A 17,882-nucleotide genomic window follows, 5' to 3' on the forward strand; every position below is an offset into this window, starting at 1 on the left:
GCCTTTAACTGCTGGACTTTCTCACAGGGGGCTGGTATCCGGCAGCTTTCGCACGCTCACTGGCGGCTTTGCGGCGTTCTACGCTATATGGCTCCCGGACTGATACACACCGCTTTGGGACGGTAAAGTTATGGGCGTCCTTTCGGGTGATCTGGTCGGGGTGCTTTTTTGCCAGCAGTTCCAGCTTCTCCATCAGACGGGGATCGTGGGTGTAGACCTCAGCCATTGGTTCTGCCTGGTTATAAAGGAGAATGGTTTCCCGTTCCACTAAAGAGAGCTTCATCGGCTGCCTCCTTTCCGCTGATCAAATTCCAGCTTGAAGTTGGCGTACTGTCCATCGTCCTCCAAAACCACAGTGGCATCGTAGGTCTTGCCGGTTTTCTCCGAATATAGCCCCGTCACACGGACACGGCCATCGTTAAGCAGTGCAGACACCACAGCCTTGGTCGGCTGTTTTTTCTTGGCAGCCCACCATTTGTTATTTTTCCAGATTGCAAATTTGCAAGAATCATTCTGACAGAAGAAGCCTTTTTGCAGTTCTGCAACTTCACCGCCGCAGCGAGGGCATTTGCCCACCACCTCACGGGGCGGAGTGAACAGGTACTCAGTTCCTTTGATGACCTGATAAGTTCCCACCAGATCTTTCAGCATGGTGCTGATCCCGTCCAAAAACTCCTCCGGGGCAAGCTGCCCGCGCTCGATCTCGCCCAGTCGGTACTCCCACTCGGCAGTCAGAAGCGGCGATTGCAGTTGTTCCGGCAGAACGGTGATCAGGGAAACTGCATCGTGGGAAGGGAGAAGCTGCACCGTTTTCCTGCTCTTTTTTCGTTCCAGAAAACCGGCAGATACCAGCTTTTCCAAAATACCGGCACGGGTGGCCGGTGTCCCCAGACCTTTTCGCTCGGCATCCTCCGGCATATCCTCTTTTCCGGCAGTCTCCATCGCGGACAACAGAGTGTCCTCCGTAAAGTGCAGGGGCGGACTGCTTTTGCCTTCTTTGACGATTGCAGCAACAACCGAAAGGGTCTGTCCTTCGGTCAGCTCCGGCAGGGCTTTCTCTGCGCCCTCTTTTTTCGGCTCTGCATCCTTCATTTTGGCACGGTAGGCGTCCTCCAGTGCTTTCCATCCGGGATGCTTCACCGTTTTTCCTTTTGTGGTAAACTCCCCACCGGCACACGCTGCAATCACAACAGTTTCCGAATAGATATGGGGCTGGGCTACGGCGCACATCAGACGCAGGGCCACCAGCTCCAGCACCGCTTTTTCTCCCGCAGGAAGGGCAGAAAGGTCTGCATCCTTGAGATTTCTGGTAGGGATTACTGCGTGATGGTCGGTTACTTTCTTATCGTTGATGACCGTATGCGGATCACAGGTAATGGCGATCCCTTTGCGAAACGGCATAGCACTGGCAACCAGATTCACCAGCACCGGCAGGCTGTCTGCCATATCACCAGTCAGATAGCGGCTGTCAGTACGGGGATAGGTGCAGAGCTTCTTTTCATACAGGCTTTGTAGATAGTCCAGGGTCTGCTGGGCTGTAAATCCAAGCAGGCGGTTGGCATCTCTTTGCAGGGTAGTCAGGTCATAGAGGGCAGGCGGCTTTTCGGACTTTTCCTTGCACTCCACCTTTTTGATTGTGACATTTGCACCCTGACAGGCTTCTTTCAGCTGCTCGGCAGCGACCTTATTCGCCATGCGCTCCCCGGATACGGTAAGACCGGGCAGCTCCAGCGCCACGGTATAAAAGGGAATCGGCTTAAAGGTGTCGATCTCAGCTTCTCGCTGGACAATGAGCGCCAGTGTTGGGGACATCACGCGCCCGATGTTGAGGGTACGGTGATACAGCACGGAAAAAAGCCTTGTCGCATTGATCCCCACCAGCCAGTCGGCCTTGGCACGGCAGAGGGCAGCATCTCGAAGTCCGTCATAGTCCGCACCGGGGCGCAGGTTTGCAAAGCCTTCCCTTATGGCGGAGTCTTCCATCGAAGAAATCCAGAGCCTTTTCATCGGCTTCTTGCAACCTGCCAGCTCATAGACGCTGCGGAAGATCAGCTCACCCTCGCGTCCGGCATCACAGGCATTTACCACTTCCATCACATCCGGGGCGTTCATCAGCTTTTTGAGAATATCAAACTGCTTTTTCTTATCCTTTCCCACCACCATCTGCCAATGCTCCGGCAGAATAGGCAGGTCATCATATCGCCACTTGGCGTACTTGGGGTCATAGCTGTCTGCATCCGCAAGACCGGCCAGATGGCCCACGCACCAGCTGACACGCCAGCCGTTCCCCTCCAGATAGCCGTCCTTACGAGCAGTCGCGCCGATCACGGCGGCCAGACTTTGTGCAGCCGATGGTTTTTCAGCGATTACCAGTTTATATCTCATCATCTTCAGCCTCCCATTCTTCCCGCACAGGCGTGTGCAGTTTTTTCTCTATGCTGTTTTCCTCATCCAGTAGCAGGTTATAACCAAACCGGTAGTCATAGCGGTACAGTTTCCCCAGCAGGTCATTGATGATGATACGACAAGCCAAAATGACACGGGTTTTATCCACCTGCATCAGCTGGTAGCGTTGATAATTGCTGTAATATTCTTCGTGACGGCGGGTATTGCAGGCGGCATCTTCAAGTAAACTATCTACTGCATCCTGGCAACCATCTTCTTTTTCCCCTTCCATGCAGTTCAGAAGTTCCATCATCAAAGGAAAGCTCTGTTCATCCATAGGAGCTTCTGCTGCAAGAAAACCGATCAGAGCAGATAAGAGCAGACGAGTCGCCGTCTGTTCTTGTTCCGTCAAAACGGCCATTGTTTTCTCCGCATTTGGCAGGATCTTTTCTTCCACAAACTCTGCCGCGTCACCGGAATAAAGCTGACGGATAGAATCTATGGACAATGAAACTGTCACGGTATCTAAGGAGAAATCAAAGGGGTCATCTTGCTTTGGCTTTCTCCGAAGTTTGTTTAACATGGTAGAAAGAATGTCGCCGCCAAAATACACGGCGATCACCAGCAGGTCAAAAACAGCAATCAGCTTGATAAATATAATCAGAACACTCATTTTTTTCGTTTCCTTTCTTTGAGCCAGCGTTCCATCTCACGATGGCAGATGCCTACGCAGGGGCTTCCATAACTCCCGCAGCCATAGCAGGGGTGGTTGTGGGGTAAAGAAGGAGGACGGGAAGTTTCCCTCCCGCCCTCCGGCCTGCGTGTCATCATGCGTTCATAGGGACTGTCTGTGAAACGGGTCATTTCACGCTGTCCTCGTCATCTTCTTCTGTGCTGCCCCCGTCAGCGTCCGGCTCGTCCGACTCCTCATTTTCGGTTTCCCATTCCTCGGAATCTTCCTCGCCATAATCATAATCGTCCAGACTGTCATTGCCCTTGGTCTTAGGCTTGTTCTTAACGAGCTTCAAATAGGCAAATACGCCACCGCCACCAAGCAGAGCCAGTAAAAGGACCAGCGCAGCCGGATTCAGTCCGGCAGGCTTCTCCTTTTCCGGCTCCGATATTTCTGCCGGAGGTTCCGGTGCTTTGCCCGTACATTTACTCTTATCAGTTGCACAGACCGGACAAGCCGTATTGACTGCCCCTGCTTCACATTTTGTCGTGCAGCTGCATACCGCAGGCGGCTCCTCTTTTGCTTTTCCATCTTCCATCAGCGCCGCAAGGTCTGCATCGTCCACCTGATTCAGAAAGTGAACAGCAGTCTCCTTGTCCTCATTCGCCCTGTCAATCAGGATGTAAAAGTAATTTCCAGCTTTGGTCGTAACAGTAATAAGCTGCTTATTGCCTCCAAAATCATCCACCAATGCCGCATTCCCCTCCGGTGTAAGTGCCGGTGCCGGTTCTGTTTCTTCCACAATCACATTGCTGTCATTGGTAGAATCCTCTGCCGGTGCCGCCGGAGCCTGTTCTGACCCCTGTGCGAAAGCAGGGATCGTAAAGCCAAATGCCACAACCATTGTCAGGCAAAGGGCGGAAAGTGTTTTGCAAATTCTTTTATTCTTCATAAGCGGTAGCCTCCTGATTATTTGATTCCGACAGTGCCGTATCTCTGCCGTGGTTCATTCCACCGGAAAGCATAGCGTTCAGCTGTGCTGGAGTCATGCGTAACGCACGAACCATCTGAACGATTTCCAGATTCTCTGCCTCCGTTTTCTGTGCTTCCAGGGTCTTGAGCTTTTCCTGATATTCCGCAATCTTCTCACGGGTTTTCTCAATTTCCTGGTCGATACGTTCAATTTTGTTTTTTGCCATAACCGTTCACTCCTTTCCACAAAGTCTGTTACCAGTTCATCAGGCCGTAGCCCTTAATACTTTGATAATTCAGGTCATAACTTTTGATCTTGCAGGCATCGCCGGAATTTCCCTCCACCGTATAAACACGGCTGCCATCCGTACCGATCACGATACCCACATGGTCTGCTGTCCCATCCAAATCCCAATCAAAGAAAATTGCATCTCCGGGAGCCAGATTGTTATAGCCTCTTGCACCCCATTGTCCATGAGACTGGAACCACGGAACGCCCTGCCACTCACAGCCAGCAAAACGCGGCTCACTTTTTCCAGCCTGGTTATAACACCAAGATACAAAGCAGGCGCACCACTCCACGCGGCTGTCAAAGCCATACCAGCTCCAATAAGGATAGCCTCCCACATTGCCGACCTGACGCTTGGCCAGCTCCACCAGCTGCGGATTTCCGGGACGGGTTCCATTTACGAACTGCACACCGGTCAAGTCCTCGGAATTGCTCATGTCAGGGGAACCACCGCCAAACAACAACGGCTTATTGCCCATGGTCTGTCGGTAGACCTGATACATTTCCATCTGCTCCGGGGTCAGAATCTCCGACGCCACAGCGGAAATGGGCTTGCTGGTGAGTTTCACATTCAAAATGTAATACTCATAGGGGACTTCTTCTGAGGTGGTCTCGCCGGTCTCCGGGTCGGTGGAGGTCTCCGTGCGGTAGCGAATCTCCACTTCCTCAGTAAGCGTCAGCTGATACTGTGCTGCAAACACACGCGCCAGCTCTGCCTGAGCGCTCTGCCGGGTGTAGCCTTGCAAAACGGCAGACAGAAATGCTGCCAGCTCATGAGGGTCATGGCCGATCATACCAAGGTCATAGCGATACTCGTCATACCCTGGGTGGCTGCTTTCTATGTTGTCGATTTCCTCCTGCAACTGGGCTTCTCTGGCTGCATAATCTGCCTCCACCGCCAGCATTTCCGGGTCATCCGACGGATAGGTGGTGCCGGAGAGAACGGAACCGATGCTCTGCGCCATCATGGAGCAGGAGGACATGGTATTCATCAGCATACAGGTAATGAGAAACAAAACCCCTGCCATCAGGAAACCCTTCTTGTGGCGCATGACGAATGCCCCTGCCTGCTGTACCTTTTCTTTTACCGTCCTTGCGGCTTTTCCGGTTTTAGATGCAGCCTGGGCGGTATTTCCGGCAGTCTGACCGGCGTGTTTGGCGGCGGCATACTGCTTTTTGATGGCCTGCTTTTGCTGCCAGCGGGAAAGAGGGTTGCTGGCAAACTGGGGATTTTCCTGCAAAGATTTCTGGTACAGAACATTTACATTTGCCTTTTCCAGTTGACGCTCTGCCTGGGCTACTTTGCGGTACGGCTTCAGCTTGTGGCTGCGATAGCCCTCCCGCACCAGATAAGCGCCGGTCTCCACCGCTTCCTCGGACTTGTGGGCGCTTTCCACGCCCACATTGTCCTGCTCTGTTTCCCGGATCTCTTTGTGGAGCTTGCCTGCGACCAGATGGACGGGAGCTTCCCTGACTCCTTGAGAAACTTTGGAAGGTGGCTTTTTCTTGTCCTCAAAGGTCAGCTTCGAGGTCTTTTTTTCGGTATCCGGGTCAATGACCGTCTGCCTGACCTTTTTCTTTGGGATATTGGCCTGCGCCTTATCTGCTCTGGCCGCAGCTTTCTCCGCTTTACGGATCGGCTTTTCCAGTGCAGGGTCAGACCGTTCCTCATCAGTAAAGCGCAGACGCGGTTCCTGTTCCTTATTCAAACCATTCCCCCAGCATGAGGGAGGACATCATGTAGTGCAGCTCTGCATAAATGGCCATTCCCACCGGATCGTTGAACATACAGCCGGACAGGTAGGCATAAAACTGTGCCACCACATCGGACAGGATCTTCGCCTCTGTTCCTTCCAGAATCAGGCCGCCCATACCTTCTTTAGCACGAATGGCGCTCCAGACCTCTGCCAGACGGAGAAGCCCCACCTGACCGGTCTCATTCAGTTTGGCTACCTGATCTGCCGCCGTGCGGCACTCACTTACCGCATCGGCCATGACTGTAAGCAGCTGGCTGCGCTGGGCATTTACCGCCCTGTCAAAAAACATCAGCGGATTTTTATTCAAAATGTTGGGATTCATCATCATTCATCCTCCTTCTTTTTCAGTTCCTGGGGTTTGGTAGTCATAATGCGGTAAAGTTCGGTGTTCTTCGGGAAGTGATCCACAAACGGCAGGATCGTGGAGCCATAGAACAGCAGGCCCTCGCCCTCACCGGAGTGGGTCACATAGCTAAGCTGGTGCGTGGAAATCCCCAGTTGCTTCGCCAAAATCTGGCGGTCTCCGCCTGCCTGGTTAAGCATATACACGAAGTCCGAGTTTTCAAAGATGTTCTCCACCTCACGACTGGAAAGCAGGTCTTTGACATTCTGCGTGATGCCGGTGGGGATGCCGCCCCATTTTCTGAATCGCTTCCAGATTTCCACCGTATAGGCGGCGGTCTGTTCCTCCTTCAAAAGCAGGTGCATCTCGTCGATGTAGTAACGGGTGGACTTGTGGGCGGCGCGGTTGATGGTAACGCGGTTCCACACTTGGTCCTGCACCACCAGCATACCGATCTTTTTCAGCTGCTTGCCCAGCTCCTTGATGTCATAGCAGACGATGCGGTTGTTGATGTCCACATTGCTCTGGTGGTTGAACACATTCAAAGAACCCGTTACATAGATTTCAAGGGCCGTAGCGATATACTGGGCTTCCTTTTCTTCCTGTTCCCGGAGCAGGTTGTATAGGTCCTCCAAAACCGGCATATTCTCCGGGCGCGGGTCATTGAGGTAGGTCTGATAGACCAGACGCACACAGCGGTCAATGATGGTTTTCTGCACCGGCTGTAAGCCCTCCTTACCGCCCACGATCAGCTCACACAAGCTGAGGATAAAATCAGATTTGAGGGACAGTGGGCTTTCATCATCCGAGTAGTCCAGGTTCAGGTCCATCGGATTGATGTAGTTGGCAGAGGTAGGCGAAATCTTGATGACCTGCCCATGCAGACGCTCAACAAGAGGTGCGTACTCCGCTTCCGGGTCACAGATAATGACATCATCACTGGTAAGCAAAAAGCAGTTGGCGATTTCTCGTTTTGCGCTGAAGGACTTACCGGAACCCGGCGTACCCAAAATCAAGCCGTTGGGGTTTTTCAGCAGCTTTCGATCCACCATGATGAGGTTGTTGGACAGGGCGTTGATGCCGTAGTACAGAGCCTCTTTGCCGTTCTGGAATAATTCCTGTGTGGTGAACGGTACAAAGATAGCCGTAGAACTGGTGGTCAGTCCTCGCTGGATCTCAATCTGATTGAGTCCCAGGGGCAGACAGCTCATCAGCCCTTCTTCCTGCTGGAAGTCCAGCCTGGTCAGCTGACAGTTATACTTCTGGGCAATGGAGCCTGCCTGGAAAATGTTGTTGCCAAGCTGACGGGGATTGTCCGCTGTGTTCAGCACCAGAAAGGTCAAAAGGAACATTCTCTCATTGCGGCTCTGCAAATCCTGCAAGAGTTTTTTCGCTTCACTGCCGTAAGTAGCAAGGTCAGATGGAATGATGTCCATGTCGTATCCGGCGCGGACTGCTTTTTTCTGTTCCTCGATCTTACTGCGGTCAAGGTCGGTAATCTTGCGCTTTACCGTTTTGATGGCTTTCACCTGATCCACCGACTGAATGTGCATACTCACAATGAGCGAACTTTCCATATCCAGAAAATCAGCCAGCAGACGGTCATTCAGCTCCGGTGCGAGAATTTGCAAAAAAGAAACAGCCCCGTATTTCTTGCCCATACGGAACTGCTTGCCGGTGCGGAACTCAAAGGAGCTTGGTGCAATAAAATCCTTTGTGGACAGACCGGAAGGAGCCAACCAATCCCATTCAAACTGAAACGGGAGTTGTTCATCCATGTGGAATACCGCATGAAGCTGAGAAAGCCTTTCTTTACCGTCCAGCGTTCTGGCAGCTACACCAAGACGCTTGAAGTTATTAAGTATATCGGTCTCAATACGCTCCAGACGGGGCTTGGCGGCTTTGATGCTGTCTGCGTCGATACCAAAGGTCAGGTATTTGGTCTTGATGAGGCCGTTGTTACCTCTGGCCAGCTGATTTTGCAGCATTGTGGTATATTCCTCGCGGATACTGTCAAAGGCATCCCTCTGGGGCGGGATGGAAATGGAGTTAGCAAAGGTCTCCTCCGATGCCGCAAGGTTCAAAAAAGACAGCTGGAAATGAATCGAGCTGTCAAAATAATTGAGGAAATCACACCAACCCTCAAAAATTGCCGTCTTATCTTCGTTTTGGGAGAGCTGATAGTTGATGTCCTGAAACTGAATGGTCTTTGTGTAGTGGCTGTCCGATATGCGGCAGATCCCGTCCGTCCACATCCGTTCATAAGGGATACTGTCCTGCGCAGATTTTCCTTTTTTGTCCGTGCGGTTAGCGCGGGCAATGGCCGCTTCGATCTGCTTCTTATCAGCGCGGGACAGCTTTTTCTTTGTCTTTACCGGCTGCACAGTTTTTTCCTCGGTTTTCCCGAACATCCGATGCAGCCATTTTTTTATTGCGGTGAACAATGTCATACACCTCCTTATCGAGCATTTCCTGCCGCTTTAATACGGCATAAAAGTTATTGGTCTGGTAGGGACGCTGCTTGGGACGGATCACAGCTACTTTGAGAATGTTGCCCACGATCTTTTCAAGGGGCTGTCCATGCTTTTCGTACATAGCCAGCATAAAGAAGGGCAGCATAACCAGCATCATACACATAGCCGCTACACTGTTTCCGGTAGGTTTTCTGAGCAAAAAGAAAAGCGGTACGCCAATAAGCGCTCCGCCCGTGAAGCAGATAAGCTGCCGCTTGGTCAGATTGAACATGACCTTTGTTTTGACTTTTGTTAAGTCCTTGGGTACGGGTACATAAGCCAATGTGGGAACCTCCTTCCGTTTTAATGCGCCTGAAAGACTGATTTTGCGAGGCTGCCGGTTTTGAATAGTGTAAAGCACAGCAGTACGGTGTAGCCCACGCAGCTCCAGATCGCCATGATGATGTCATCTTCCAGAGCGATGTTCTGCACCAGCACAGCATAAATTGCCACGCAGACGATAATGAGAAACGCCTGAAAGCCCAGCGCCAGCAGGGATCGGAGGTAATTCTGTCCCATACCGCCCCATTCTTTACCCATCATTGCAGCCATTGGAACGGGAGCCACCGAAGTCACAAGGTAAATCTCGATCATACGGCCATAAATAACGATAAAGATACAGATATACAACGCCCACATGGTAATGCCAATAAAGAGGGATTGGAACCACAGTCCGAACAGCGGTCCCAGATCCATTTCCATCAGCCTCGGTTCCAGATCGGTCATAACTGAGGAAATGTCAATGGACGCATCCGAATTGATAATCCCTGCCGCCTGCGCCACCACGCTCTGCGCCATATCAAAGACGCCCATCACGATATTCCATGTGTTTGTGACAATGAGGATGGCAGCAGCTGATTTGAACACCCACTTGAAAATCATCCAGGTATCCACATCATGCAGGTTGTTCTTGTCTGCAATCATCTGGATCAGGTCTACGGTCATCACGATAGCCAGGATCACGCCTGCAATCGGCACCATGATGGAGTTGGACAGATTCTCAATCATGCTGAAAATACTGCCATTCCATCCCTGTGGGGTCTGGCCTACCTGTACGGATATATCCGCGACCTGCTGGTTTACACTGTCAAACATCCCCGAAAGGTTGCTCATAATGCCGCCCACCAGCATTTCTTTCAGCCAATTTGTCAGGGCTTCAAGTAAGAAATCCATACGGTGTCAACCTCCTTTCCGCCGCCCCCGCAAAACTGCGGGAGCGGCAAGGATTTCATACGGAGACGCTTAGACAGAGAAAAGCCCGGAGAGCAGAGGTACAAGGACCATGCCTACCACGGCTACACCAGCACCGGCCATGAGCTGTTTTATCCCCAATTAGGTGTAAAACTCTGCTCGATGGCGGGCGGCGGCGTACAAAAAATCTATATGGTGTTTTTAAGAGAACCGTCCCGGCGGGACAGGTCAGGCAGTGACCTGTTCCACCTCCGGGATGGGTTTGAGATTAAAATGAATTTCGATAGAAATGTGTCTTGTTTTATCTTCGTCTATGCGCTCATGCACGACGATTTCTTTGATTAAGCGGTTGAGGGTGGCTGCGTCCAGCTCTGTGATGTTGGCGTATTCCTGAATGGCTTCCACCCATTGTTTTGCGTCATTGGCAAGCTGGACTTCATCGGACAGCCGCTTTCTGCCCTCGGACACTTTTGCTTTAAGCTCCGCTTGCTCGGTCTGTGTCTTTTCCAGCATGGTGTTGAAATTCTGTTCACTGATACGCCCTGCAATCATATCCTCATAAAGCCGCATTACCATTTTGTCCAGAACCTCAATCCGTTCCTCGTCCCTTGTGAGGGAGCGTTCCATTGCTTCCCGCTGTTCCCGCTGCTCAGCTTCACAGGTATTGGTCAAGCGGTCGGCAACCGCTTCCCCGTCCATCAGGGCGGCTCTGGCACATTCCCGGATTTTCCGCAACACATGGCTGTAAAGGGTGTCATAATCAATCCGGTGCTGGGTGCAGTGGTTCTTTCCAAAGGCATTGTAGGTCTTGCAGGAGTAAATCCGCTGGGGATGTTTTGCGTTTGTGTAGCGTACCGTCAGCGACTTCCCACACTCGCCGCATTTTATCAGTCCGGCAAACAGGCTGATTTCATTGGTCTGCCCCGGACGCTGGCGGGATTTCAGCTTGTTCTGCACAATATCAAAGCTCATGCAGTCAATCAGCGGTTCATGCTGTCCCTCCACCACAATCCAGTCCTCCGGCTTCTTTTCCCCAATCGTGCCGATTTTGAAGCGGTAGTCCTTTTTCTGGGAAGCAATCGCCCCGGTGTAGACGGGATTCATCAAAAGGTCTTTGATAACGGAGAAGTCCCACATATACCGCCCATTTTCCGGGTCTTTCTTTTCCCATTTGGTACGGGTATTGCGAAGCCCCCGTTCCCGGTTCCACCATGTGGGGCAGGGGATTTTTTCTTCCTCCAGCCGTCTGCGGATATAGTTCGGACCATGACCGTTTAGGGCATATCCGAAAATCAGCCGCACAATCGGGGCGGTTTCCTCGTCAATGAGCAGATGGTTTTTGTCCTCCGGGTCTTTCCGATACCCAAACGGGGCAAGACACCCGGTAAACTGTCCTTTCTGCGCTTTCAGAAGATAAGAGGAATGGACTTTCTTGGAAATATCCTTACTGTACATCTCGTTCAGGATATTCTTGAACGGGGCGATGTCGTTGTTATCCCGCAGGGTGTCGATACCGTCATTCATGGCAATATAGCGGACACCGTTTCTTGGGAAAAAGTCCTCAATCAAATGCCCGGTTTGCAGATAGTTACGCCCCAGTCGGCTGAGGTCTTTCGTGATGACAAGGTTGATTTGCCTGCGCTCAATGGCTCTCAACATTCTCTGTAAATCAGGACGCTCCATATTAAGACCTGTGAAGCCATCGTCCTGATAGACTGCCACAACCTCCCATCCCTGCTTTTCGCAGTATTTTTCCAGCATATCCCGCTGGTTGGCGATACTGGCACTTTCGCCTTGCAGGTCATCGTCCTTTGACAGCCTGCAATAGACCGCCGCACGATAGCCCCCGGCAAGTGCCGAACCGATTGTTCTGTATTCCATTTCGTTCATCATAGCCATTTACCCACACAATCCAGACGGTATCTGGCTCTTTTGAACCTCATCTTCATTATAGCCTATATCTTTCTTTTTAGCAAGATATTCTTTTGTATTTATTTTACCGTATTTCTGGGAAATCAGGCTGACGAACACATCGGTTGCGTCCAGTTCCCCGTCAAATACAGTGGTCACATGAATCTCTGTTTTGTTTTTTGCCATAGGCAGTTATCCTCCATACATGAAAATAGCCAGACAGAGGGTGTCGGCAACGAAGTCCGGCAACGGGCTTCAAAAGACCTTGCAAACAATCTCAATCTGGCGATGGTTACTATTTATACTTTTCTTTTATTTTTCTGTTGTTTTGGTTGTTATAAGGGAGAAAAGCCCGGAAATAAGGGGTTTTCCCCGGCAACCGGCTCGGCAACGGGATAGCAACAGGGGGTGCAACGGGCGGTCATTTTCAGAATGGAAGCTCCATCTGTTCTGTGACCTCCACAAAACCATCCATCGTTTTTTCAGACGGGTTGCCGGAGTCCGTTGCCGGGTTTTCACGCTCCCAGCCCTTTTGTCTGCCATATTCGGAAAACATTCTTGGGTTCGGGAAGTACCGCCAGCCGGTAATGCACTGGTTCATAATCTCGTTGATTTCCCGGATTTCCCATTGCTTCGGCTCGTCAAAGGTGTGGTTCAAGGCTTCCTTGTAAAGCTGCTTGGAACAGACCATGCTCCCGGTGTACTTATCAAGATACGCCTGTATCATTCCGGCTTTGGTGTCCTCCGGCATAAAATCCCGCTGGTGTTCTTTGAGATACCGCTGCATGGTGGGGCTGAAAGCCAGCTTGAACCTGCCGCTTCGGTAAATCTCCATAGCTTCTGCCCACATCTGCTCGATATAGGCTCTGGAAGCGGCTTCGTCCTCCAAAATGTGAACCTCCGCCTGCTCCGGGTACACCATGACCGGGATAAAACGGCGGTTGCCTGAACGGTCAAGGGGCAGGAAGTCAAGGGCATTGGAAGTGCCGCCAAACACGCACTGACGGGGGCGGTCTGCCGGGTGGGTTTCATAGGGTATCTTGTAAACCTCTTTCTGCCGGCTTAAAAACGACTTGATTTCCTCAATGCTCTTGGCGTTGGCGGTTGCCATCATTTCCGACATTTCGATAATCCAGTGACCTTGCAGCTTACGGTACACATTGTCATCGTCCAGCTTCCGCAAATCATCGGAGAACCACTCGTCCCGGACTGCCAGCAGACGGAAGAAGGTGGACTTGCCAGCCCCCTGACCGCCTACCAGGCAGAGCATGATTTCAAACTTGCACCCCGGCTGAAAGGCTCGTGAGATTGCACCCAGCAGGAACAGCTTCAATGCTTCATAGGTGTAATCGTCTGCGTCAGCCCCCAGAAAGTGCCGCAGGCAGAAACGGATTCGCTCTGTCCCGTCCCACACAAGGGTATTGAGATAGTCCCGGATGGGATGGTACTTGTTTTCATTTGCCACAATCCCGATGGCGTTATCAATCTTTTTCTCATTGGTAAGCCCGTAGGTTTCTTCCAGATAGAGAAGCAGATATTTCATGTCCGTATCGTTTAAGGCGGTGCTGTCCCTGTGGAAGCCGATGGGCTTTATGATGTCCTTGCGGTCGGTCAGGATGTTGTATGCGATAGCCCCGGAAAGCAGCGGATCACGCTGGAATACGGTCAGGCAGTTCCGTATGCTCTGACGGACACCGCCTTTCTCGGTGGTTTCCAGCCCCGCCTTGATTTCCTCAATGCTCTGGGGCGGCTGCATGGCGTTCATGGTGTTTTTTAGTTCTTGCTGCGTCTGCGGCTGCAAGCTCTGCCATTCGCTGTTCAAGCTGTATCACATCCTTTCCGTATTCCGTAATCAAAGCCGCTTTTTCCTCTGTTTCCCCGAACAGCAGCACATCCAGCAGATATTCCACATGGTCTTGCTTCTGTAAGGCTTCCACAAACCGGGGATGAAAGACTTCCTCCGGGGAGTGCGGGGCATATTCCTTTCTCCACACTCGGAGTAGGTGGAGATAATCGGCAAGAATACGGAAGCAGCGGTTTTTTGCTTCCTGAAACTGTTCCTCCGGGGATTTCTGCCGGGGCTTGGGCTTTTTTGCTTTTCCCGGCGGTTTCCAGTCCTCATAGGAAAGCCCGAAGTCCTGTGCCAGTTGTACGGCGGCGTCTTTCTTTCCCAGCCCATACAGGGCGGCGGTAAAATCAATCACATCCCCATCCGCACCGCAGCCGAAGCAGTGGTAACGCTGATCCAGCTTCATGCTTGGGGTTTTATCGTTATGGAACGGGCAGCAAGCCATCCCGTTCCGCCCTACATGGATTCCATAATGCTCCGCAGCCTGTCTTGTTGTAACGGACTGCTTCACAGCTTCAAATACATTCAAATCTATCCCTCCTTGAAAAAAGAAAAGCACCTGACATTCTCTGATTGAAAATGGCAAGTGCCTGTTAAAGTTCCATATCCTGTTGTTTGTGTTTTGTCTGCGCCGGGGCAGTTCTTTGTGCTTTTTTCTCGTCTGCTTTATCCTGCAAGACTTCCTTGATGGGCTGCTTCTTAGGCGGCTCTTTACTTTCCTCTGTGCCGGGTGTGACTTTCCGTACCCAGTAGCGAATGTCCCGCAGCTTCTTCAAATCCTCCTGTACCTCGGTCAGTGGTACTTTCAGCTCTGCGATTTCTTCCAGAAGTTTTTCCAGCTCCTCTTGCAGCTCCTTTTGGGTACTGTCCTTATCGTCCGGGTGCTTGGCAAGGTAGGCGGCGGCTTTCGCATACCGGGCAACCTCCGGGTGTTCCTGTTTGAATTTCTCCTTTGTTTTCTTAAAAAATATCTTCTGGTACTTCTCATAGACAGGCTTACATTCCTTGCAGTCTGTCCGGCTGGCAAGAATCCCGTCAATCACTTTGCTGCGGGTTTCCTTTGGCTTCATCTGATTGCGGTAATCTGCGGCTGATTTCCCGGAAGATTCCAGAAATGCTTCTAAGTCCTCCACAGTGGAAAGCCCCTTTTGCCGGAGATAGGACAGGGCTTCGCTGACTGCCTTTAAGTCCTGTGAAGTCCCTCGGTTCTGTCCAGCCCTTGTCCAGTCCCTCCGTTCTTCCTTTCGTATCTCCATATACTTCATCAGCAGATTGGGAAGAAGTGTCGCTTCCTCCGCCGCTTTTTGTGCAAGCAACTCCTTCCGTTTTTCTCCCAGCTCGGCAATCCAGCCTTTGAGGTTGTGGATAAGCTGCCGGATGGACTTCATCAGGCGGTTGGCGGCTCTGATTTCCCGGTTCAGGTTTCCGATATTCGTCTGGATACCACGCTTTTCCATCTGCCGGACAGCCGCTCCCTCATGGACAGTGGGGACTATATCAAACCCCTGTCTGGCATAGGAACGCAAGTCCACACGCTCCGGGCGGTCATTGGCTTCCAGATAGCGGTTCTGGATGACCTCCCATTCATGCCGCCAGATTTCACAATATTTCTGGTCGTTCCAGTCCACCGTATCCTCCTTGTGGCTTTTCCACCTGCCAGATGGCAGCTTTATCCGTTCCCCATTCTCGTCAAGGTCATAAACCTTGCGGCTCTTGGGAAGCCATTTCCCATGTTCGTCCATTGCCCTCATAGTCAGCAGGACATGGGCGTGGGGATTGTGTCCCGGCGGATGAGGGTCATGGATGGCAAAGTCAGCAATCATGCCTTTGGAAACAAACTGCTTCTGGCAAAACTCCCGGACAAGGACAGCATACTGGTCGGGCGGTATCTCTCTGGGGATGGTAAGCACCCACCGCCTTGCAAGCTGGGAGTTCCATTGCTTTTCCACCGCTTCGGCGGCGTTCCACAAAGTATTGCGGTCTGCATATTCCTGTGGGGCATTAGGTGGGAGCAGGATTTCATTGTGGACGATACCACGCTTTTCCGGGTAGTGCTTCACTTGCTGGTCATATTCACAGAACAGTTTTTCGCCACTCTGGTAAGCAGCGGCGGCAACCGCAGACTGCCGCTGGCTGCGCTGAACAATCGTGATTTCGTTGTGTGGACAGGGCATTTTGTATCCCTCCTTTCGCTAATTGGTGGATGGGGTGGCGTTTTACCACCTCATTTTGGGCAGAAAAAAAGCAGGAGACCTTTTTTCAGATTTCCTGCTCGATGTGCCGCTGTGTGGGCGGCGGGTATTTAGTTGTAAAAGTTCGGGACAAGTTGACCCGATGAGTGAATGATAAATAGAAAATTTGCAAAGACTATTGACATTTTTCCAAAATATCTTTCAGTTGAGCAGTCAACACATCTTCTTGACCGAGAAGCACATCTTTTTCATATACAATGGTATTCCACAGATTGCTGAGTTCTGCGGAAATTTCAGGGCTATCACAAAATTCGTGTGCCACCCAAATATTGCTGGCTATCGCTTCTGGGGCGCCATCAATGGACAGACCTTTATCTTTGATTGTATCAATCGCACGAGAAATATATTTATCAAATTGTGCTGCTCGACTTTCTGTATGTGACTTGTCGCTCACATAGTGTCCAATAAAAAAGGAAATTGCAAATCCAGCGATGATGAACACGATAGTCAATGCTGTACCTATTCTTTTCATACTTCCAACTCCTTTGTCAAATTCAAGAACTATTTTTTATTGCTTCCTATCCAGTAACATCCTGCTCCGATTACCGCTGATAAAAATTCAATTCCTTTCAAATACATATCGTAGTTTGTATATCCGATAATTGGACCAGATAAAACATAAATTATAACAAACACAATAACTGTAACTATTGCTCTCTTAGCAGTGTCCTTCACTTTTATTCCCTCCATAACTTCGACATTGTTGCTATGAAATTTTCTTTTCATCATCTCTCGGTGGTCGGACATAACATAACATTTCTTTTTCACAAGCACCAAATTTTGAGAAATTGGATTTCGCTTCTTTTAGTGTTATTCCATGATTAGAGTCGCTTGGTTCGTTATCAGAAGCAATGAACGGGTCATTCTCCCAAAAACAAACGGGACAGATATACCCACAATCTTCATTTGCCGGAACATTATAGGTAAAATATCCGCAGCAAGGACATTGGTATTTTTTCATATAAACCTCCCGTTTAAGCCTTGACCTCAAATTCCTGATTTATTGCTGACTTCATTATACTTCATTGCCTATCGAAAAGATAGCATATTTTATGAAACTTGTCGGCTGGGAACAGCTTGCAACGCAAGGTGTCCCCAGATGGCAAGTCCACAAAAGGGTAGCTGGCGGCAGCCAGCGCAGGGGAAGTGTAGCGTCCCCTGTATGATTTGGAGCAGACCATGACTGCGGAAAATCACAGCCCTCCGGCGAGGAGCCTTCGGAGAACGCAATGCACCAACCTCTGGGTGGTGTATAATTGCGCCCTTAGTAAACTAAGGGGTTTCCGGCTTCTCCCGTTCCAGCAGTTTTTTCAATAGTTCCTGCGTGTCCTGCCTGTGAAAAATGAGTTTCAACAACAGCATGACATCATCATCTGTCAGGCGTTCCGGCTCTTGCAGAAAACTTTCCAGCATACCGCCACGAGTACAGAGCCGGTGCGTCCGTTCCTTTCGGGTAAGCTGCTTTAACTGGTGCTGCAATGCCTTTTCATCATTGATGGCTTTCCGCAGTTTCTTTTCGCTTTTCTCCAACTCCCGGTTGAGCTTTTCCAGCTTTGAGGTATCAGGCAAGGGCAGCGTCCTCCTTTCCCGGTATCAGCACATAAATCCTGTTTGGTTCTCCAACGCCCTGACGCACCCGCATGATAAGTCCGGCGGTTTCCAGTTCATTCAGAGAACGCTTGACCGTCATGGGACTGCGGGACAGGACTGCGGCAATGGCTGTGACAGGGAAGCAGACAAACAGGAT

At 50.9% G+C, this 17,882-nt stretch carries 22 protein-coding genes and 1 pseudogene; 1 reads left to right on the forward strand and 22 read right to left on the reverse strand.

The features are described from left to right. Positions 1–4: 4 nt before the first annotated feature. From DXD02_RS11920 to DXD02_RS11985, 14 genes and pseudogenes are all read right to left on the reverse strand, one after another. Positions 5–283, reverse strand: coding sequence for an immunoglobulin (locus tag DXD02_RS11920; RefSeq protein ID WP_117500159.1), 279 nt, complete (start codon positions 281–283; stop codon positions 5–7). Next, entirely contained in the window at positions 280–2,388 is a 2,109-nt protein-coding gene (locus DXD02_RS11925; protein WP_118666887.1) for a type IA DNA topoisomerase, read from the reverse strand. The genes DXD02_RS11920 and DXD02_RS11925 overlap by 4 nt, the downstream gene beginning before the upstream one ends. Beyond that, positions 2,375–3,058, reverse strand: a complete 684-nt coding sequence (locus DXD02_RS11930) for a hypothetical protein (protein WP_004797797.1) — start codon at positions 3,056–3,058, stop codon at positions 2,375–2,377. The genes DXD02_RS11925 and DXD02_RS11930 overlap by 14 nt, the downstream gene beginning before the upstream one ends. Beyond that, positions 3,055–3,249, reverse strand: a complete 195-nt coding sequence (locus DXD02_RS11935) for a hypothetical protein (RefSeq protein WP_004797798.1) — start codon at positions 3,247–3,249, stop codon at positions 3,055–3,057. The genes DXD02_RS11930 and DXD02_RS11935 overlap by 4 nt, the downstream gene beginning before the upstream one ends. Then, positions 3,246–4,010 (reverse strand): DUF4366 domain-containing protein, encoded by a 765-nt coding sequence (locus DXD02_RS11940; protein WP_117500156.1) that lies wholly within the window; start codon positions 4,008–4,010, stop codon positions 3,246–3,248. The genes DXD02_RS11935 and DXD02_RS11940 overlap by 4 nt, the downstream gene beginning before the upstream one ends. Next, positions 4,000–4,257 carry a DUF4315 family protein gene (locus tag DXD02_RS11945; RefSeq protein ID WP_002576231.1) on the reverse strand — a complete coding sequence of 86 codons (258 nt, stop codon included), beginning with the start codon at positions 4,255–4,257 and terminating at the stop codon, positions 4,000–4,002. The genes DXD02_RS11940 and DXD02_RS11945 overlap by 11 nt, the downstream gene beginning before the upstream one ends. A gap of 28 nt (positions 4,258–4,285) precedes the next feature. Then, the gene (locus DXD02_RS11950; RefSeq protein WP_118666888.1) at positions 4,286–6,028 is read right to left on the reverse strand and encodes a C40 family peptidase; all 1,743 of its coding nucleotides are present in this window, start codon (positions 6,026–6,028) and stop codon (positions 4,286–4,288) included. Continuing rightward, the gene (locus DXD02_RS11955) at positions 6,021–6,401 is read right to left on the reverse strand and encodes a DUF3851 domain-containing protein (protein ID WP_442859397.1); all 381 of its coding nucleotides are present in this window, start codon (positions 6,399–6,401) and stop codon (positions 6,021–6,023) included. Before DXD02_RS11955 ends, DXD02_RS11950 begins: the two co-directional genes overlap by 8 nt. Continuing rightward, positions 6,401–8,803 (reverse strand): VirB4-like conjugal transfer ATPase, CD1110 family, encoded by a 2,403-nt coding sequence (locus DXD02_RS11960; protein ID WP_117500153.1) that lies wholly within the window; start codon positions 8,801–8,803, stop codon positions 6,401–6,403. Before DXD02_RS11960 ends, DXD02_RS11955 begins: the two co-directional genes overlap by 1 nt. Then, on the reverse strand, positions 8,763–9,215 hold the full coding sequence (locus tag DXD02_RS11965) for a PrgI family protein (RefSeq protein WP_117453430.1): 453 nt from the start codon (positions 9,213–9,215) through the stop codon (positions 8,763–8,765). Before DXD02_RS11965 ends, DXD02_RS11960 begins: the two co-directional genes overlap by 41 nt. A 20-nt stretch (positions 9,216–9,235) precedes the next feature. Then, positions 9,236–10,105 carry a VirB6/TrbL-like conjugal transfer protein, CD1112 family gene (locus DXD02_RS11970; RefSeq protein WP_004797480.1) on the reverse strand — a complete coding sequence of 290 codons (870 nt, stop codon included), beginning with the start codon at positions 10,103–10,105 and terminating at the stop codon, positions 9,236–9,238. Positions 10,106–10,174: 69 nt separating this feature from the next. Beyond that, a pseudogene (locus DXD02_RS11975) lies at positions 10,175–10,261 on the reverse strand (Maff2 family mobile element protein); the annotation flags it as partial. 90 nt (positions 10,262–10,351) lie between these two features. Further along, entirely contained in the window at positions 10,352–12,022 is a 1,671-nt protein-coding gene (locus DXD02_RS11980) for a recombinase family protein (RefSeq protein WP_118093644.1), read from the reverse strand. After that, positions 12,023–12,220, reverse strand: a complete 198-nt coding sequence (locus tag DXD02_RS11985; RefSeq protein ID WP_003533377.1) for a hypothetical protein — start codon at positions 12,218–12,220, stop codon at positions 12,023–12,025. It lies immediately after the preceding gene. Between DXD02_RS11985 and DXD02_RS16140 the strand changes: the two genes are divergently transcribed. Then, positions 12,194–12,433, forward strand: a complete 240-nt coding sequence (locus tag DXD02_RS16140; protein ID WP_021682886.1) for a hypothetical protein — start codon at positions 12,194–12,196, stop codon at positions 12,431–12,433. The genes DXD02_RS11985 and DXD02_RS16140 overlap by 27 nt on opposite strands. A 28-nt stretch (positions 12,434–12,461) precedes the next feature. On the opposite strand, the gene DXD02_RS11995 is transcribed toward DXD02_RS16140, so the two are convergent. The 8 genes from DXD02_RS11995 to DXD02_RS12030 form a co-directional block, all read right to left on the reverse strand. Next, entirely contained in the window at positions 12,462–13,799 is a 1,338-nt protein-coding gene (locus DXD02_RS11995; protein WP_055149721.1) for a virulence-associated E family protein, read from the reverse strand. After that, positions 13,768–14,412, reverse strand: coding sequence for a CHC2 zinc finger domain-containing protein (locus tag DXD02_RS12000; protein WP_118666890.1), 645 nt, complete (start codon positions 14,410–14,412; stop codon positions 13,768–13,770). Before DXD02_RS12000 ends, DXD02_RS11995 begins: the two co-directional genes overlap by 32 nt. Before the next feature lie 64 nt (positions 14,413–14,476). Then, complete coding sequence (gene mobQ, locus DXD02_RS12005; RefSeq protein ID WP_118666891.1) at positions 14,477–16,057, reverse strand: MobQ family relaxase; 1,581 nt, start codon at positions 16,055–16,057, stop codon at positions 14,477–14,479. A gap of 193 nt (positions 16,058–16,250) precedes the next feature. Next, positions 16,251–16,607: a hypothetical protein gene (locus DXD02_RS12010; protein WP_117541235.1), complete on the reverse strand. Its 357-nt coding sequence runs from the start codon at positions 16,605–16,607 to the stop codon at positions 16,251–16,253. 29 nt (positions 16,608–16,636) lie between these two features. Beyond that, positions 16,637–16,810: a hypothetical protein gene (locus tag DXD02_RS12015; RefSeq protein WP_227093999.1), complete on the reverse strand. Its 174-nt coding sequence runs from the start codon at positions 16,808–16,810 to the stop codon at positions 16,637–16,639. 31 nt (positions 16,811–16,841) lie between these two features. Beyond that, positions 16,842–17,096 (reverse strand): CPCC family cysteine-rich protein, encoded by a 255-nt coding sequence (locus DXD02_RS12020; RefSeq protein WP_117541237.1) that lies wholly within the window; start codon positions 17,094–17,096, stop codon positions 16,842–16,844. 311 nt (positions 17,097–17,407) lie between these two features. Then, entirely contained in the window at positions 17,408–17,704 is a 297-nt protein-coding gene (locus DXD02_RS12025) for a DUF3847 domain-containing protein (protein ID WP_002594808.1), read from the reverse strand. After that, positions 17,697–17,882, reverse strand: a 186-nt coding sequence (locus DXD02_RS12030) for a DeoR family transcriptional regulator (protein ID WP_118666896.1), incomplete at its 5' end; no start/stop codon positions are given. The genes DXD02_RS12025 and DXD02_RS12030, both read right to left, overlap by 8 nt.

This window comes from Blautia sp. TF10-30 (assembly GCF_003481245.1).
In the GTDB taxonomy this organism is placed as follows: Bacteria; Bacillota; Clostridia; order Lachnospirales; family Lachnospiraceae; genus Fusicatenibacter; species Fusicatenibacter saccharivorans.

Excerpts from the sequence above, each read along its gene's own strand:
- DXD02_RS11995 (WP_055149721.1), bottom strand. The coding sequence starts at position 13,799 with ATGAACGCCATGCAGCCGCCCCAGAGCATTGAGGAAATCAAGGCGGGG.
- DXD02_RS12020 (WP_117541237.1), bottom strand. The coding sequence starts at position 17,096 with ATGAAAAAATACCAATGTCCTTGCTGCGGATATTTTACCTATAATGTT.
- DXD02_RS11955 (WP_442859397.1), bottom strand. The coding sequence starts at position 6,401 with ATGATGAATCCCAACATTTTGAATAAAAATCCGCTGATGTTTTTTGAC.
- DXD02_RS11985 (WP_003533377.1), bottom strand. The coding sequence starts at position 12,220 with ATGGCAAAAAACAAAACAGAGATTCATGTGACCACTGTATTTGACGGG.
- DXD02_RS11980 (WP_118093644.1), bottom strand. The coding sequence starts at position 12,022 with ATGGCTATGATGAACGAAATGGAATACAGAACAATCGGTTCGGCACTT.
- DXD02_RS11970 (WP_004797480.1), bottom strand. The coding sequence starts at position 10,105 with ATGGATTTCTTACTTGAAGCCCTGACAAATTGGCTGAAAGAAATGCTG.
- DXD02_RS11920 (WP_117500159.1), bottom strand. The coding sequence starts at position 283 with ATGAAGCTCTCTTTAGTGGAACGGGAAACCATTCTCCTTTATAACCAG.
- DXD02_RS16140 (WP_021682886.1), top strand. The coding sequence starts at position 12,194 with ATGAATCTCTGTTTTGTTTTTTGCCATAGGCAGTTATCCTCCATACAT.
- DXD02_RS11930 (WP_004797797.1), bottom strand. The coding sequence starts at position 3,058 with ATGAGTGTTCTGATTATATTTATCAAGCTGATTGCTGTTTTTGACCTG.
- mobQ (WP_118666891.1), bottom strand. The coding sequence starts at position 16,057 with ATGCCCTGTCCACACAACGAAATCACGATTGTTCAGCGCAGCCAGCGG.
- DXD02_RS11940 (WP_117500156.1), bottom strand. The coding sequence starts at position 4,010 with ATGAAGAATAAAAGAATTTGCAAAACACTTTCCGCCCTTTGCCTGACA.
- DXD02_RS11935 (WP_004797798.1), bottom strand. The coding sequence starts at position 3,249 with ATGACCCGTTTCACAGACAGTCCCTATGAACGCATGATGACACGCAGG.
- DXD02_RS11945 (WP_002576231.1), bottom strand. The coding sequence starts at position 4,257 with ATGGCAAAAAACAAAATTGAACGTATCGACCAGGAAATTGAGAAAACC.
- DXD02_RS11925 (WP_118666887.1), bottom strand. The coding sequence starts at position 2,388 with ATGATGAGATATAAACTGGTAATCGCTGAAAAACCATCGGCTGCACAA.
- DXD02_RS12010 (WP_117541235.1), bottom strand. The coding sequence starts at position 16,607 with ATGAAAAGAATAGGTACAGCATTGACTATCGTGTTCATCATCGCTGGA.